This is a genomic window from Acinetobacter genomosp. 33YU (genome assembly GCF_001990725.1).
Lineage (GTDB): Bacteria > Pseudomonadota > Gammaproteobacteria > Pseudomonadales > Moraxellaceae > Acinetobacter > Acinetobacter seifertii.
In genome coordinates, this window is the sequence record NZ_LFZQ01000009.1 from 297,997 (window position 1) to 314,065 (window position 16,069).

Genomic DNA, 16,069 nt, shown 5'->3' on the forward strand with positions numbered 1-16,069 from the left:
GGTCACTTTTTTTTAATGTATTTTTTCATAATTAAAGTTAGCAAGATTCCAGCTTAGTCGTAACTTAGACTTTGGTCGTTAAAATTTAATCAATTTATAGCTTTGTTTCGGCATAGGTTATGATAGACATAAGGTTTCACTTACGTAGGTCATATGAACAGCTGGCTGATTATTGGGGTTCTCACTCTTTATATTGCGCTTTTATTTGTCTGTGCTTTTTTTGGTGAGAAGCATGCCAGTCGTCTCGGCACACGTGGCCGCATGTTTTTATTTAGTTTAACTTTAGGTGTTTACTGCTCTTCATGGACATTTTATGGCGCAACTGGCGCTGCCGTTCGAGAAGGCGTTATCTTCCTACCTATTTATTTAGGGCCACTTTTATTTGTCTGGTTTGGTTATGACATCTGGCGGCGTTTAGGCCGAGTTCGTCAGCACCATGCGATTTCCTCGATCGCTGACTTTGTCGCAGCACGCTATGGTAAAAGTGGTGTACTCGCCTCGTTAGTGACTATTCTTGCGGTTATCGCGATTATTCCTTACCTCGCATTACAGCTCCGTGCCATTGCTTTAAGTACTTCTGTCATTATGGAGCAAAACTCGCACATTCATACCACGACCAATAGCGTGTTATTGCTCACCAGTGTGCTTGCTATTTTAGCCATGATTTTTGGTACACGGCAGATTGCAAACACGGAACAACACGGCGGACTTATGCTTGCTGTTGCATTTGAGTCGTTTGTGAAGTTATTTGCCTTATTGTGTGTGGCTTTATTTTTTATTTTTGAATCACCAGCTAACCTGAGCCAAATGACCTCTGATGTGAATCAGACTTTTCAGGAAGTACAGCTCTTTGGTGTCCCTGAAACTTTCTGGATTCAAACTTTGCTGGCAGGCTTAGCGATTATTTGTTTACCACGTCAGTTCCACGTGGCAGTGGTTGAACTACGCGATGAAAAGCATATTCGTGGTGCTCGTAAGTGGTTCGCGGTTTATCTCATTTTGACTATTCTTGCGATTATTCCAATCGCAAGTTGGGCTTTGCATGCTGCACCAAAATTCCTGACCGTACCCGATGTGGCTGTGCTGTCCTTACCTTTAAGTTATAACCAAGAGTGGCTCGCTTTATTGGCCTTTTTGGGCGGCTTTTCAGCCTCGACAGGTATGTTACTGGTTTCATCAGTTGCATTGTCTATCATGCTCAGTAACGATTTGATTATGCCTGCCTTATGGCGTTTTAAATTGCTGTCGCGTCACGATAAACATTTACCTAAAGTTCTAAAGTTCAGCCGTCGTATTAGTATTGTCGCAGTAATGCTACTTGGCTTCTTATTTTTCCATTTCTTTAATGACATTAACCAGCTTTCAGTTTTTGGTTTATTGGCGTTTAGTGCGGTAGCTCAGTTTGCACCTGCACTGATTGGTGGATTGTATTGGCGAGGTGGAAGTCGTCAAGGTGTCTACGCTGGACTCATCGTTGGATTTTTAATGTGGAGTTACACCTTACTCTTTCCAACCATATTACGTAGCTTACCAGAAGCCTATCAGGAAACTGCACAAAGTATTTTGCTCTTCGGCCCATTTGGCATAAATGCTTTACGTCCAGAGTCACTTTTTGGTTTTGAGTCATTTGCTCCTTTAACTCATGGCGTGATTTGGTCGCTCGGTTTAAATATTCTGTTATACATCTGGATTTCAAAAATTTATCGTCCAAGTGTTGCTGAACAAATTCAGGCAGAAAGCTTTTTTTATTATGAAACCAAACCGTTACCCTCACCACATACCTCTACCGATTTAACTTACCTTCCACATGACGCAGCTCGCTTAAAAGTAGGTGATCTATTTGCCTTAGCCAAAAGAATTACAGGTGAGCAGCCAACCACACAAGCATTCGAGAACTTTTGTGAGCAAAACCATCTCACACTCAATCCAAATACGATTGCCAATGGTATGTGGTGGCGTTTTACCGAGCAATATCTAGCAGGTATTATCGGTGCAGCTTCTGCACGTACCTTGCTAACCACAGCAATGATCAATAACGGCCTCGCTTTAGGCCAAGTCGCCAATATTTTAGACCAAGCCTCACAATGGCAACGTTTTAATCAAAATCTGCTCATGACCATGATTGACCACATGACCCAAGGGGTCAGTGTAGTTGATAAAAATATGTGTTTGGTCGCGTGGAACAATCAATATTTAAAACTATTTGGCTATCCAAAAGACCTTGTTTATGTGGGCTGTCCTATTGCCGACCTAATTCGTTATAACGCTGAACGTGGCGAATGTGGTCCCGGTTCAGTCGAAGAACATGTCCGCAAACGTCTTCACTGGATGAAAGTCGGCAGCGCGCATGAGTTTGAACGTATCCGTAAAGACGGTCGCGTAATTCAAATGCGAGGTAACCCAATTTCAGGCGGTGGCTTTGTTACAACGTTCGCCGACATTACTGCTTTCCGTGCGAATGAGGCAATACTTGAAGCCCGAGTAAAAGACCGAACTCAACAACTTGCAGATGCTTTAACCGAGCAACAACTTGCGCGTGAACAAGCCGATATGGCAAATATGTCAAAAAGCCGATTTATTGCAGCGGCAAGTCACGACTTATTGCAACCTATGCATGCAGCTCGTCTGTTTAGTACCGTGCTTGAGCAAAGTATTTCGACAGAAGAAGACCGCCAAACCTTACAACAACTTGACCGAGCACTTTATGGTGCCGAAAGTATGTTGTCTGCCCTACTCGATATAGCTCGTTTAGAAGGGGGCAGTATCCAACCAAAAAGACAGCCTTATCCTCTACACGATTTATTAAGCGACCTTGAACTCCAGTTCAAATCGATCGCTGCACAGCGAAACATTTCCCTAAAAGTTCATGATGTATCGTTCTGGATTGATACCGACCCACAGTGGATTCGTCGTATTATTCAAAACTTTGTCAGCAATGCCTTACGCTACACCGCCAAAGGCCGAGTAGTCGTAGGTGTGCTCCGTTCTGCACAGCAGCCGAATCATATTCGAATTGGCGTTTGGGATACTGGCCCTGGTATTGCCGAAGAACAACGAGTTAAGCTGTTCCAAGAATTTGAACGTTGTGGCCATTTATCACCTTGGGGTGAACAAGGCTTAGGACTAGGGCTTGCGATCGTACAACGTATGACTGGCTTGCTCAATTACCCAGTTCACGTTTACTCAGAGTTGGGCAAAGGCTCATGCTTTATGATTGAGGTACCTATTGTCGAGCCACCAAAAGTTACAACACCAGCTGTACAAGCTGTGCCTTTAAAAACCAAAGCGTACCGTATTTTGTGCTTAGATAATGACGAAACGATTTTAGAGGGTATGAGTAGTTTATTAGGGCGATGGGGTTATCAGGTATTCAAAGCTACTGAACCTGAACAGGCTTTAGACATTATTCAAAAAGAGAATATTCAGGTTTGGCTCATCGACCAACACTTAAATAACAATCAACTTGGTGTTGATTTTATTAATCAAAATCGTCAACACGATGTTCCAGTTGCTTTAATTACTGCTGACTCCCATCCTGAGTTACCACAGCAATTAAAAGAATTAAATATCGTTTTACTGAAGAAACCACTTAAACCTGCCTCATTAAGAGCTTGGTTATCTGGACTTAAAATTGCCAACACAATTGACTAATTATTTTCATCTCTCAAGCTTTCTATAGGTTTGGGAGATATTTTTTGGCAAAAATTATGTGGTTAATTTAAGCAAATAGGCAGAACTGCTCAAAAAGTCTTCTTTTAGGCCATGAATGATTGACCAAAGTTTCCAATGCTTAATTTCCTATGGCAAAGCTCACCTTTTTTGTAAGTGAACACGTGTACACCTAGTTACAATTTAATAAACCAATGTTTTTTAAAAATATTATTTACTTAAAAACACCATATAAGACTTTAGTCTTATTCTACTTGCATTCTTCATAGCACATAAATATTCCAAACGTATTTTATATTTGAACTTACTTCTGCCTATAGCCAGCTCTTGAATTAAAGCAAAGGACAACTGCCATGAATATTTCTGATAACAACCCGCAAGGGCAACTCTCATCTCAACAGTTTTATCGTCAATATAGTGCTAATGCCTTACTTCCAGAATTAGATTGGCAAAGTATTTTTCCTCATAGCAAGCTTAGCGAATCGCATATCAAAGCACTCAATACAATTTATCAGTGTGCTGTACCACTCGCGCTTAATGTATTTCATGATCTAAATTTTGATGTATTTGCACCTGCTGCTTATCATCCTCAAGGTTTAGGCTTATTTGATAAATTGGCTCAACAGGAAGAGAATTTTCTAAAAGTTCTTAGTGCTGAAAGTGAAAATCTTGACCATGACACACGTCATCAAATCTGGAGTATGCTTCTACGTGGTGGTGCTGTTTTAGTTTTCAAAGCTTGGCTAGGTCATGTCAAACTTGGCGAAAACCAGTTAGATATGACTCAGTTTGATGAGCTTTCTGACTTACTGTTTATTAAAACACCTCCACATCAACTTGCTGAACGTCTGCATGTTGATGAAAAAGCAAAACTTGACCATATCTTCTTAATGTATGGCAATGACATTTTCCTTGATCGATTCAACAGTCTGGAAACAGCTGCTCTGTTTGTTGATTTAGGTGTTTATGATGCAGCTTTCTTAAGCTTGCGTGATGACCGTGTAGCTGAATATTTAAAAAGTAAAGGCTATGTGACCCAAGAACAGATCGATGATTTGCAATGTGCTCTTAACCCACTGTACTGCGACAGCCTCACACCTAAGCAAGACTGCCTTGCCTAAGTGGAACATAAAAAAGACCTCAATTGAGGTCTTTTTTTATTTTTAAATTTTCTTATCTTCAATATTGAGTGCGCTAATTGCCAGTACAGCTTGTGTACGATTTTGTACACCTAATTTTCTAAAAATAGCGGTTACATGCGCTTTAATCGTTGCTTCCGAAACATCGAGTTCGTAGGCAATCTGTTTATTTAGCAAACCTTCAGCAACCATCATTAAAACACGGAACTGCTGAGGCGTTAAAGACTGAATACGTTCCGCTAAAGCAGTTTCATCTGCCGCTCTCGGATCAAGATTAAGATTTGACGGTAGGTTTGGTGGTAACCAAATTTCACCATCTAAAACTTGACGAATCGCTTCACCAATATGACTTGGATGAGCCGATTTAGGAATATAACCCATCGCGCCATGCGCAATTGCACGCTGAATAATTGAAGTTTCTTCATGCGCAGAAACTACAATAATTGGAATAGCAGGATACTGAGCTCTTACATAAACAAGAGCGGAGAAACCTGAAGCACCCGGTAAATTTAAATCGAGTAACACTAGGTCAGGTTCTGCCCCATTTTCCAAACGCTCATAAAACTCATCAACCGAAGCTGTTTCATGAATTTGTGCCTGTGGCAGGCTATAACGTACTGCTTGAATTAAAGCATGACGAAACAAAGGATGATCATCAACGATTAAAATATTCATAAGCGATTAAAGTAATCTTGAGCATAAGTATGGCCTATTGTAACCCTACTATTTAGATGAAAGATACGTTCATCGTATCCATTTTTATGCAAAATATTGATAAATGCATAACTTAGACAAAATTTTCAGATGTTTTTTAACTTTTAATAAAAATTAATCTGTTTTTTATATAAGCTTACTTTTTATTATAAAAAATATATCACCTATAATTATATAAAATAAAAACAGTAGCTTAATAGAAAACCAAACTATAAAAATCCATGATTAATCTTTTATATTTAAAACTGATAAGGTTGACCAATTTCGTTATTTTACAGTTTATCGTTGATGTTGATTAATAAGTCCAATGTTCTTTTTTAGGCTTAGGACCAAATTATGACTGGTATCAAATCACCAAAACCTTTAAATATTGTTGCCGTTTCTGGTGGCTTAAATACCCCATCTAAAACCGAAAGTCTGGTTCAAGCCATTCTTGATGAATTATCAGAAGCAATCGATGTTAAAGTTCATTTTATTAAATTAAGCGAAATTGGGCCATTACTTGGTGGTGCATTTTATCGCAATCAACTTCCGCAGCGTGTACAAGATGATCTTGCAGCGGTTGAAGCAGCAGATGCCCTAATTGTCGGTACTCCTGTTTACCGTGCTTCTTTTACAGGTCTTTTCAAACATTTCTTCGATTTTGTTGAACAAACTGCGTTGGTTGACGTGCCTGTACTTTTAGCAGCATCAGGTGGTAGTGATCGCCATGCCTTGGTACTCGAACATCAACTTCGTCCATTATTTAGCTTCTTCCAAGCACAAACTTTACCAATTGGCGTATATGCAACAGATCGCGACTTTACCCCTGAATATACGGTAAAAAGCGAGCAACTATCTGACCGTATTACGCTAGCAGTGGCTCGTGCATTACCAATTTTAGAATGGGCACCAGCAAAAGGTAAACGTGCAGAGGTAATCAAATCTAAGACTCAGCAAGCAAATCAAGAACTTGGTATTAACAAGCAAATTGAGCAAGAAGAAGTATTACCTTCAGCAGCTGTACCAAACCTTGATGCAGCAGAGTCTCGTTTGCATCATAAGTCTGGCAAATCATTAACGCATGTTGCCTAAGCGCAATATCGCTAAATAAAAATAACGAATGGGAGAGCGCACCATGACGCAATTACAACAACCGATTAAATTTGCTTATTGGGTACCGAATGTAAGCGGTGGCCTTGTTGTGAGCAGCATCGAACAGCGTACAGACTGGAGTTATGACTACAATGTTCGACTTGCTCAGGCAGCCGAAAACAATGGTTTTGAATATGCGCTCACTCAAATTCGTTTTACGGCGGGCTATGGGGCAGAAAACCAGCATGAATCCGTGAGTTTCAGTCATGCATTACTGGCAAAAACTGAAAAGCTTAAGGTGATTGCGGCTATTCTGCCCGGCCCTTGGAAACCGGCACTGGCAGCTAAACAGCTCGCGACAATTGATTATCTAACTGAAGGCCGTATTGCGATTAATGTTGTAAGTGGCTGGTTCAGAGGCGAGTTTGATGCGATTGGTGAGGAATGGCCAGAGCATGACGAGCGCTATGTCCGCTCTGAAGAGTTTATTCGTACGCTAAAAGGAATCTGGACCACCGATAACTATAGTTTCGATGGTAAATACTACCAGTTCCAAAACTACACACTTAAACCAAAACCTCTGCAAAAGCCTCATATTGAAGTGTTTCAAGGAGGTAGTTCACGTGCCGCACGTGACATGGCTTCACGCGTATCTGACTGGTATTTCACCAACGGCAATACTGTCGAAGAAATTCAAAAACAGGTCGAAGACATTCGCACCAAAGCTAAAGCCAATAATCATCACGTCAAAATTGGTGTAAATGCGTTCATTATTGCTAGAGATACCGAAGAAGAAGCAAAAGCGGTACTTCAAGAAATTATTGATAAAGCCAACACTGAAGCCGTAAATGCTTTTGGCGATGCAACTCGTGAAGCAGGTGCAGCATCTCCAGAGCAACAAGGTAACTGGGCAAAATCAAGTTTTGAAGATTTAGTGCAATATAACGACGGCTTTAAAACCAATTTAATTGGTACACCTCAGCAAATTGCAGAGCGTATCGTGGCGCTTAAAAATGTAGGTGTCGATTTAGTTCTTTCAGGATTCTTACACTTTATTGAAGAGGTGGAATATTTCGGAGAAAAAGTTCTGCCACTCGTTCGTGAGTTAGAACTTCAACAGGAAAAGGAGGTAGAAATCCAAGCGAAATCAGCCTAAAAAACTCCAGTTAAAAACAGCGCAAGATAATAAAAACAATAAACTAAAATAAAGATTTATTGGCTCCAAGACTCGGATTGGAGCTTTTATTTTTTTAAGGTTTCTCGACTTCTCGAATCACTGTTTCAACTGAATAGCGACACCATTTCGAAAGTACCTCAATAAATTCATTTAATGCTGCAGGTTCAAAATGACTGACTATCATGTAGCAAGCATTGCCCATGACTTTGAAACATTCATCTATTTGTTCATATTGCTTCACTAAATTTTCAATTTCTTCAAAAGCGCGTTGTTCATTTAGATGCAAATGAATAAATTGTTTATGCGAATATTGAACGGCAATGGTGTAATTTTTGATAACCCCTGCATCCATTAATTGAGCAATTCGAGTACCCACCGCCTGCCCCGTCCGGTGAACTCGCTGCCCGATTTCTTTATTGGTTAAGCGGGAATCTTGCTTGAGTAATGCAATAATTTTTAGATCAATCGGGTCTAGTTCAATATTCATTTTTCATGGCGAAAGAAAACTGGCGTTAATGCTTTCATAGGACTATAGCCGATTTTACTGACAGAGAATAACCTTGTTTTATCTTATACAAACAAGAGTGTTCTCATGAAACAAGCACTATTAGTTATCGATGTTCAAAATGATTATTTTAAAAATGGCAAAATGGAATTGGTTGGACCAGATCAAGCGCTCGATAAAATAAAGCAGCTTGAACAATATTTTAACGAGAAAAATTTACCGATTATTTATGTGCAACATATTAACCCGCCACAAGCGAGTTTCTTTCAAGAAAATACAGATGGGGTTTTACTTCATCCTGAACTTAGTGCTGGCAGTGATTCATTAATCGTGACAAAGCATTATCCAAATAGTTTCTTAGAAACCAATTTAGAAGAACTTTTAAAAGCACATCAAATTGAACAACTCGTGATTACAGGCATGATGACACATATGTGTATTGACTCAGGGACACGTGCAGCCAAAGAACTTGGCTATCAACCCATATTAATTGAAGATGCTACTGCAACACGTGACTTAAGCTATGCTGAAAAGACTACAAAAGCTGAAGATGTACAAACAGCTTTTTTAACTGCGCTGAGTACATTTGCAAATGTACAAAATACTGCTGACTTTTTAGCAAACTCTTAATGAATCTCAATGAAAAAGCCCCAAATGGGGCTTTTTAAAATTAGTTTTGCTTATCGGGATAAACCGTTGCAATTAACTGATCTACTACAGCCGGTTCAGCCAAGGTTGAAGTGTCGCCTAAACTATCAAGCTCGTTTGCCGCGATCTTTCTTAAAATACGGCGCATAATTTTACCCGAACGGGTTTTCGGTAATGCTGGTGCCCAATGTAGTGCATCAGGTGAAGCCACAGGCCCAAGCACTTTACGCACCCAGTTGATTAACTCTTTACGCAGTTCTTCCGACTCTGGCACACCCGCCTGTAAGGTCACAAAAGTACAAATGCCCTGTCCTTTAATGTCATGGGGCATGCCCACTACCGCTGCTTCTGCTACTGACTCATGCGAAACAAGAGCACTTTCAATTTCAGCCGTACCTAAACGATGGCCCGAAACGTTTAAAACATCATCAACACGACCTGTAATCCAGTAATAACCATCTTGATCACGGCGAGCACCATCACCTGTAAAATAAGTATTTTTAAAGGTAGAGAAATACGCCTCAATAAAGCGATCAGGATCACCCCAAATGGTACGCATCTGACCCGGCCATGAATCTTTAATTACAAGGTTACCTTCAGCCGCACCTTCTAACTCATTACCTTCACCATCTAGAATGGCGGGTTGAATACCAAATAACGGACGTGTTGCTGAACCCGGTTTTAAAGCTGTTGCACCCGGCAATGGAGCAATCAAAATACCGCCTGTTTCGGTTTGCCACCATGTATCAACAATCGGGCAACGGCCTTCGCCAACAACGTTGTAGTACCAGTTCCAAGCTTCTGGGTTAATTGGCTCACCAACCGAACCAAGTAAACGCAAACTGCTACGATTACTCTCACGTACAAACGAATCACCTTCTCGCATCATGGCACGAATCGCGGTTGGCGCTGTATATAAAATAGAGACTTTGTGTTTATCGACCACATGACCAAGACGTGCCCATGTTGGATACTGAGGTACACCTTCGAACATTAAGGTCGTCGTACCATTTGCTAGTGGACCATAAATCAGATAACTATGCCCTGTAATCCAGCCAATATCAGCTGTACACCAGTAAACATCATCTTGTTTTAAATCGAAGACCTCTTTAAAGGTACTGGTTACATAGACTAAGTAACCACCCGTAGTATGCAATACCCCTTTCGGTTTTCCTGTCGATCCCGAAGTATAAAGAATAAATAAAGGGTCTTCTGCCTTCATTGGTTCTGGAGGACAGTTTGCATCTACCTCCATAATAATGAGGTGATACCACAAATCGCGGCCCGGCTTCATTTCAATCGGGTTTGCATTGCGGTAAACCACAATCACGTTTTCAACGCACTCAGTACCCGGCAAAGCTAAAGCCAAATCAACGTTTTCTTTGAGGGGTAATAGTTTTCCAGCACGCAAGCTTGAATCTGCGGTAATCACCAGTTTAGCTTGGCTATCTTCAATACGACTTGCTAAAGAGTCTGGCGAGAAGCCACCAAACACCACGCAGTGAACCGCGCCAATACGGGCACAGGCTAACATGGCAATTGCAGCCTCAGTCACCATTGGCATATACAACACAACACGATCACCTTTACCAATACCGTATTTTTTCAAAACGTTGGCAAAGCGGCAGACTTCATCGTGTAATTCTTTATAAGAAACGATTTTATGACGAGAAGGATGGTCACCTTCCCAAATAATTGCAGGTTTATGTGGATGTTCTTTAAGATGCCTGTCTAGGCAGTTTGCTGACACATTCAACTCACCATCAGCAAACCATTCAATCTTGAAATTGTCTTTGTCAAAACTCGTATTTTTAACTTGGGTAAATGGCTTTATCCAATCGACAATTTTAGCTTGCTCTGCCCAGAATTCATCTGGGTTCTCGATAGAGTGTTGATAACGTTTAAAGTAGTCTGCTTCAACAGTACGAGCTGTTTTTTTAAATTCCTCTGGTACTGGATAGATCTCATTCATACGCAACTTCCTTGATCTTGTGCATCCCATCTCGAGACTGTGGCTATTATTTTACTGGATCTTATTTGTATGCCTTTTCAGTATGATGACTGTTTCAAAGCCTAGACAATCCGACTTTGGTCACATATTAACCACTTACTCAAACATACGAAATTGTGAACATTTTTATAAAATTAAGTTGATTTAAAACATTTGTCTATAGCTTTTCCTTTTATAATTTTTTCAAGTTTTGATGGTTTTGACTATCAACAAAGATTATTTTACCTTTTAGACGCAGCACAGGAATAAAATAATATGTTTGCCGAAACGCCCTCTTCACGTCCACCACAACTTCCATTTAAAGATAGCCCTTTTTCAATTCATGGTCGCTTTAACCGCATGAGTTATTTGGGTGGTTATGGCCTAATTTATTTAGTCACCCTTATAGGTTATTTCATTTTGGCTTCATTTCTTGGAAGTTTTCAGCTTTCAAGTAATCTATTTAATTTTGAGTTCTATAGTTCTCTTTCTGGCGTAAGTGCTTTAGTGGTCTGGGCTTTTTGGCTATTTTTGATTTATTTAAATATTGTTCTGGTTGTTAGACGTTTGCACGATTTAAATAAAAGTGGTTGGATGGGGCTGCTGTTATTTATTCCAGTCGTACAGTTCTTTTTCATGATCTATTTATTGCTTGCTCCTGGTACAGCAGGTCCAAATCAATATGGTCCAGCTCGACCTTCAACCTTTATAGAAAAACTGATGGCTTGGTTTATTTTATTCGCTATTTTAATTAGCCTTATTTCTACCGCAGGCTTTTTTTACTACTTCTCTGGTACCGATACTCTTCAAACCCCAACACAAATTTTACAAAAAGGAACGCAATACTTTTAATTAAAAAACACTTTATTATTTAGTTGAACTCATTATAGTAGGCGCACATTTTATCTCCTACTATGATGGAAGCTAAAAGAGCTTTCATGAATTTATTCAATAGAGACTTGTCGTGGCTGATGAACAAAAATCCTTAACGGATGTTGCAAAAAATACAGGCGAACTTTTGCAAGAAGCAGGTACTAAAACCACCCAAACGGTTTTAGCACATACTGAGAAATATCATGATGCCTATACCACTATCGACAAAATCGTAGATAGTTTTTGGGAACGTGTACCTTATATCTGCATTGCGATTACCGTTTTTATTATTTTTTGGCTACTGACCAAATTATTTAAATTCTTTGTTCGTAAGACTTTAGAAAATCGCTCTTATACTCGCCAAAATTTGGTTCTTGTTTTAAACCGTGTCGGCAGTACAGCAATTTTATTCTTTGGTTTCTTAATTGCGCTTGTCATCATGATCCCAGGGTTCACGCCGGGCCAACTCATGAGTGCCTTAGGGATCGGTTCTGTCGCAATTGGTTTTGCATTTAAAGATATTTTCCAAAACCTGCTTTCAGGTATTTTGATTTTATTGAGCGAGCCATTCCGTATTGGTGATTCGATTGTGGTGAATTCACTTGAAGGGACTGTTGAAGATATTCAGATTCGTGCAACGTTCCTGCGCTCACCAGATGGCCGTCGTATCGTTATTCCAAACGCAACTGTTTATACGAGTGCTTTAACGGTAAATACAGCCTATCAACAACGACGCTGTGAGTTCGTAGTCGGTATCGGTTATGACGACGATGAGCAAAAAGCGAAACAAATTATTTTAGATATTCTCAATAATGATCGAAATGTACTGAGTCAGCCTGCTTTCTCGGTTAACGTGACAGCTCTAGCAGACTTCTCGGTTAACCTTACGGTACGCTGGTGGATTAACACCACTGAGACAGATATTTCATCATCTACAAGCACTATTCAAGCCGAAGTAAAACAAGCCTTCAATGCAAATGGCATTAATATTCCTTACCCAATTCAGGAATTAAAAATGGCTGCAAATCATTTGCCATTGAATGCTGAGAACTCAGCTAAATAAACGCCCTAAAATATAAGAAATAGACGTTTCTGTTCTTAAAATACGGTTGCCTAAGCTCACAGCTTGGCAGCCGTTTTTTGTGAGTAAATCAACTTCATAGGGAATAAAGCCACCTTCGGGACCCACGACAATACTGCAAGCATGGTGAATGTTACTTGGCATACTCTGCTCGGCATAAGGGTGAGCCACATAGGCAGGAGATGTTTCTGAAATTAAGATGGGCAAAACGTCTTCAACAAAAGGTTTAAAACGTTTATACATTTGAATTTCAGGAACGATGGTATCACCTGCTTGCTCAAGTCCAAGCGTAACGTATTGATCAATTTGCTGTAAAAATGGAGTTTGCCAATAGCTTTTATCAACGCGATAACTATGGATCAAACTGATTCTTTCAACACCTAAAGTCACACTATCCATAATTAAACGGCGTAAAACTTTAGGTCTTGGTAAAGCCACAATTAAATGAACTGGAAGTTTTGCAGGTACTGCTTCTTCACGAATAGGGCGTATACACACTTCTTGCTCATCAATCGAAATAATTTCTGTGACATAACGCGCGCCATTACGAATACCAACTTTCAGATTTTGGCCAACCGTAATATCAAGATGTTCACGTAAATGTTGTAATTGGCGCTTTGAATGAATCGACCAGATTTCTGATTGAGTATCTTCAGGTTCTAGTAAAACAATATTCATGGTTTTTCGGCCAAATACCGGTTAATCACCCCTATATGTTTTTGTAGCGAACCTTGATTACGCTGCAATACTTTATGCGCCTGTGTAACGAGCTGTTCAGTAGCTTCAGGTTCTGCCAGACAAGCCAACCAGATATCAACGACCTGCTGTGCATCTTGAGCAATAAGTACCCCATTTTCATCAATGAACTCATCGACAATTGTTTGGAAGTTGAAGTAACGCGGTCCCACCACTGTAGGTACATTTAAAACCATAGGTTCTAAAATATTATGTCCACCACCCGGCTCATTTAAAGAACCACCTACAAAGCACACCTGACTTAAGGCGTACCATAACCAAAGCTCACCCATGCTATCGGCCAAATAAACCTGCGTACTGGCATGGATACTTTGCCCCATACTTCTACGATGCGTAACTAAATTTAAATTTTGACAAATTTCAAATACTTCATCGAAGCGTTCAGGATGACGAGGCACAACTATGCATACCAACTCACGATTGGAATTTAAATGAGGCGCAAGTGCCTCCAAAATTTGTTGTTCTTCGGGTGCATGTGTACTGGCAATCGTCACAACCTGACGGTTTTCCAAATACCACTGCTGGTGCAATTGGGCAGCTTGTTTTATAAAAGCCTCGGGCGCATGAATATCAAACTTAATATTTCCAACGACCTGACTTTTATGCTCATCTAAACCAAGCTCAACATAACGCTGACGGGTTGCACTATCTTGTGCTAATACCCAATCGATTTGCTTTAACATACCGGCAGTTAAACTTGGGACTTTGCTATAACCCTTTGCTGACTTTTCAGATAACCGAGCATTAAGTAATAAACATGGTACATGCTGTAACTTGGCTTGATCAATTAAATTGGGCCAAAGCTCAGTTTCAACTAATGCTAAAAGTCTCGGTTTGTAGGATTCGAAGAATTGTTTTAAAAGCGGTTTTTGGTCTACAGGCAAATAGACTGCTTGAAATAAATCTAGATACGGTTCTTTTAAAAAAAGTGACTTGGCACGTGCCTGACCTGTTTTTGTCGTATTGGTCACTAAAACCGGCTGGCCAAGTTTGAGATAGTGCTCGATTAAAGGCTGTGCAGCATTGGTTTCCCCAACTGAAACAGCATGAAACCAGATGGATTTTTGGTTTTTAGGATCTTCAAACGGCCCAAATCTTTCCAGACATTCCTGATGATATAATTCCAGACTTTCTGCACGTCTTTTTATCCGCCAGCGATAAAACGGTTTTAATAAATGGAGTGCTGTGTTGTACCAAAATGGGGTCGCCAAGCGGTTTGCCTCAAATAGTCAAAATTTAAAAACTGCGGAAAATATAACATAGATAAAAAAAATGGCAGAGTTTCGATACCTAAACTCTACCATATACAAGAAAAGTCATTGACTGAACTCACCAAAGAGCAAGTTCAGTAAAAAGAAAAACTTAATAATAAAATGATTTTATGAAGCTTCTAAAGCAGGATAGTCTGTATAACCTTCAGCGCCTTTAGCATATAAAGTCGTTGGTTGAATTTCATTTAATGGTAGACCTTGCTCTAAACGCTGTAAAAGATCTGGGTTCGCAATATAAGCCTTACCAAAAGATACTGCATCTGCCTGACCTTCACGTAAAATACGTTTTGCCGACTCTGGTGTCAGATTTTCATTGGCAATCCACACACCATTAAATTTTTCACGTAATTGCGGACCAATACTATCGGCAGCTTCGTATTCGCGAGAGAAAATGAAAGCTACATTACGTTGACTCAATTGTTCAACCACATAACCGAATGTCGCTAATGGATTTTCATCACCCATATCATGAGAGTCGCCACGCGGTGCAATATGTACACCTACTCGGCCAGCGCCCCACACTTCAATAAAGGCATCAACCACTTCTAATAACAAGCGAGCACGATTTTCAACCGAACCACCATACTCATCATCACGTTGGTTGGTATTACTTTGAAGGAACTGGTCAATTAAATAACCATTTGCAGCGTGCAACTCAACACCGTCAAAACCTGCTGCTTTAGCCAGTTCTGCTGAATGTTTATATTGAGCTACAACTTCTTGAATTTCTTCAATTGAAAGTGCGCGCGGTTTTACGAATGGGCGTTTAGGGCGTAATAGACTCACTTCACCCGCAGGTTGAATCGCACTCGGTGCTACTGGAATATCACCATCTAAAAGTTCAGGGTCTGAAATACGGCCCACATGCCAAAGCTGAACTACAATTTTTGAACCCTGTGCATGAACTGCTTCAATAATCTTATTCCAAGCTTGTGCCTGCTCTTGTGACCATAGTCCCGGAGTATCTGCATAACCCACAGTTTTTGAACCAATCACTGTTGCTTCCGTGAGAATGAGACCAGCATTTGTACGTTGCTGATAATATTCCACCATTAAGTCGTTTGGAACACGGCTTTCGCCACTACGTGCACGTGTTAATGGGGCCATTACCAGTCGATTTTTAATTTCAAAATCACCAACTGTTAAGGGAGTATTGAGTTCAGCCATGATCG

The 16,069-nt window shown here is 40.2% G+C and carries 13 protein-coding genes; 7 read left to right on the forward strand and 6 right to left on the reverse strand.

The window, feature by feature from the left end; all coding sequences use genetic code 11:
- The first annotated feature begins 153 nt into the window (after positions 1-153).
- Complete coding sequence (locus AC056_RS11780; protein ID WP_077163701.1) at positions 154-3,651, forward strand: PAS domain-containing hybrid sensor histidine kinase/response regulator; 3,498 nt, start codon at positions 154-156, stop codon at positions 3,649-3,651.
- Positions 3,652-4,022: 371 nt separating this feature from the next.
- Positions 4,023-4,790, forward strand: coding sequence for a hypothetical protein (locus AC056_RS11785; protein WP_019458510.1), 768 nt, complete (start codon positions 4,023-4,025; stop codon positions 4,788-4,790).
- A gap of 42 nt (positions 4,791-4,832) precedes the next feature.
- Here the strand turns inward: AC056_RS11785 and AC056_RS11790 are convergent, their stop codons facing one another.
- Positions 4,833-5,483: a response regulator gene (locus tag AC056_RS11790; RefSeq protein ID WP_004704978.1), complete on the reverse strand. Its 651-nt coding sequence runs from the start codon at positions 5,481-5,483 to the stop codon at positions 4,833-4,835.
- A gap of 375 nt (positions 5,484-5,858) precedes the next feature.
- On the opposite strand from AC056_RS11790, the gene msuE reads away from it, so the two are divergent.
- Both msuE and sfnG read left to right on the forward strand, forming a co-directional pair.
- Positions 5,859-6,596, forward strand: coding sequence for an FMN reductase (gene msuE, locus AC056_RS11795; protein ID WP_077163702.1), 738 nt, complete (start codon positions 5,859-5,861; stop codon positions 6,594-6,596).
- A 43-nt stretch (positions 6,597-6,639) separates the two neighbouring features.
- On the forward strand, positions 6,640-7,752 hold the full coding sequence (gene sfnG / locus AC056_RS11800) for a dimethylsulfone monooxygenase SfnG (protein ID WP_077163703.1): 1,113 nt from the start codon (positions 6,640-6,642) through the stop codon (positions 7,750-7,752).
- A 94-nt stretch (positions 7,753-7,846) separates the two neighbouring features.
- On the opposite strand, the gene AC056_RS11805 is transcribed toward sfnG, so the two are convergent.
- The gene (locus tag AC056_RS11805) at positions 7,847-8,260 is read right to left on the reverse strand and encodes an Lrp/AsnC family transcriptional regulator (protein WP_077163704.1); all 414 of its coding nucleotides are present in this window, start codon (positions 8,258-8,260) and stop codon (positions 7,847-7,849) included.
- Positions 8,261-8,365: 105 nt separating this feature from the next.
- On the opposite strand from AC056_RS11805, the gene AC056_RS11810 reads away from it, so the two are divergent.
- Positions 8,366-8,908, forward strand: coding sequence for a cysteine hydrolase family protein (locus AC056_RS11810; protein ID WP_077163705.1), 543 nt, complete (start codon positions 8,366-8,368; stop codon positions 8,906-8,908).
- 40 nt (positions 8,909-8,948) lie between these two features.
- Here AC056_RS11810 and acs read toward each other — a convergent pair whose 3' ends face one another.
- Complete coding sequence (gene acs, locus AC056_RS11815) at positions 8,949-10,898, reverse strand: acetate--CoA ligase (protein ID WP_077163706.1); 1,950 nt, start codon at positions 10,896-10,898, stop codon at positions 8,949-8,951.
- Positions 10,899-11,192: 294 nt separating this feature from the next.
- Between acs and AC056_RS11820 the strand changes: the two genes are divergently transcribed.
- The gene (locus AC056_RS11820; RefSeq protein WP_077163707.1) at positions 11,193-11,768 is read left to right on the forward strand and encodes a DUF805 domain-containing protein; all 576 of its coding nucleotides are present in this window, start codon (positions 11,193-11,195) and stop codon (positions 11,766-11,768) included.
- A 112-nt stretch (positions 11,769-11,880) separates the two neighbouring features.
- On the forward strand, positions 11,881-12,852 hold the full coding sequence (locus AC056_RS11825) for a mechanosensitive ion channel family protein (RefSeq protein ID WP_077163708.1): 972 nt from the start codon (positions 11,881-11,883) through the stop codon (positions 12,850-12,852).
- Here AC056_RS11825 and AC056_RS11830 read toward each other — a convergent pair.
- From AC056_RS11830 to AC056_RS11840, 3 genes are all read right to left on the reverse strand, one after another.
- Entirely contained in the window at positions 12,841-13,548 is a 708-nt protein-coding gene (locus tag AC056_RS11830; RefSeq protein ID WP_077163709.1) for a 16S rRNA (uracil(1498)-N(3))-methyltransferase, read from the reverse strand. The genes AC056_RS11825 and AC056_RS11830 overlap by 12 nt on opposite strands.
- Positions 13,545-14,837 (reverse strand): 3-deoxy-D-manno-octulosonic acid transferase, encoded by a 1,293-nt coding sequence (locus tag AC056_RS11835; protein ID WP_077163710.1) that lies wholly within the window; start codon positions 14,835-14,837, stop codon positions 13,545-13,547. Before AC056_RS11835 ends, AC056_RS11830 begins: the two co-directional genes overlap by 4 nt.
- A gap of 168 nt (positions 14,838-15,005) precedes the next feature.
- Positions 15,006-16,064, reverse strand: coding sequence for an alkene reductase (locus tag AC056_RS11840; protein WP_077163711.1), 1,059 nt, complete (start codon positions 16,062-16,064; stop codon positions 15,006-15,008).
- Positions 16,065-16,069: the final 5 nt, after the last annotated feature.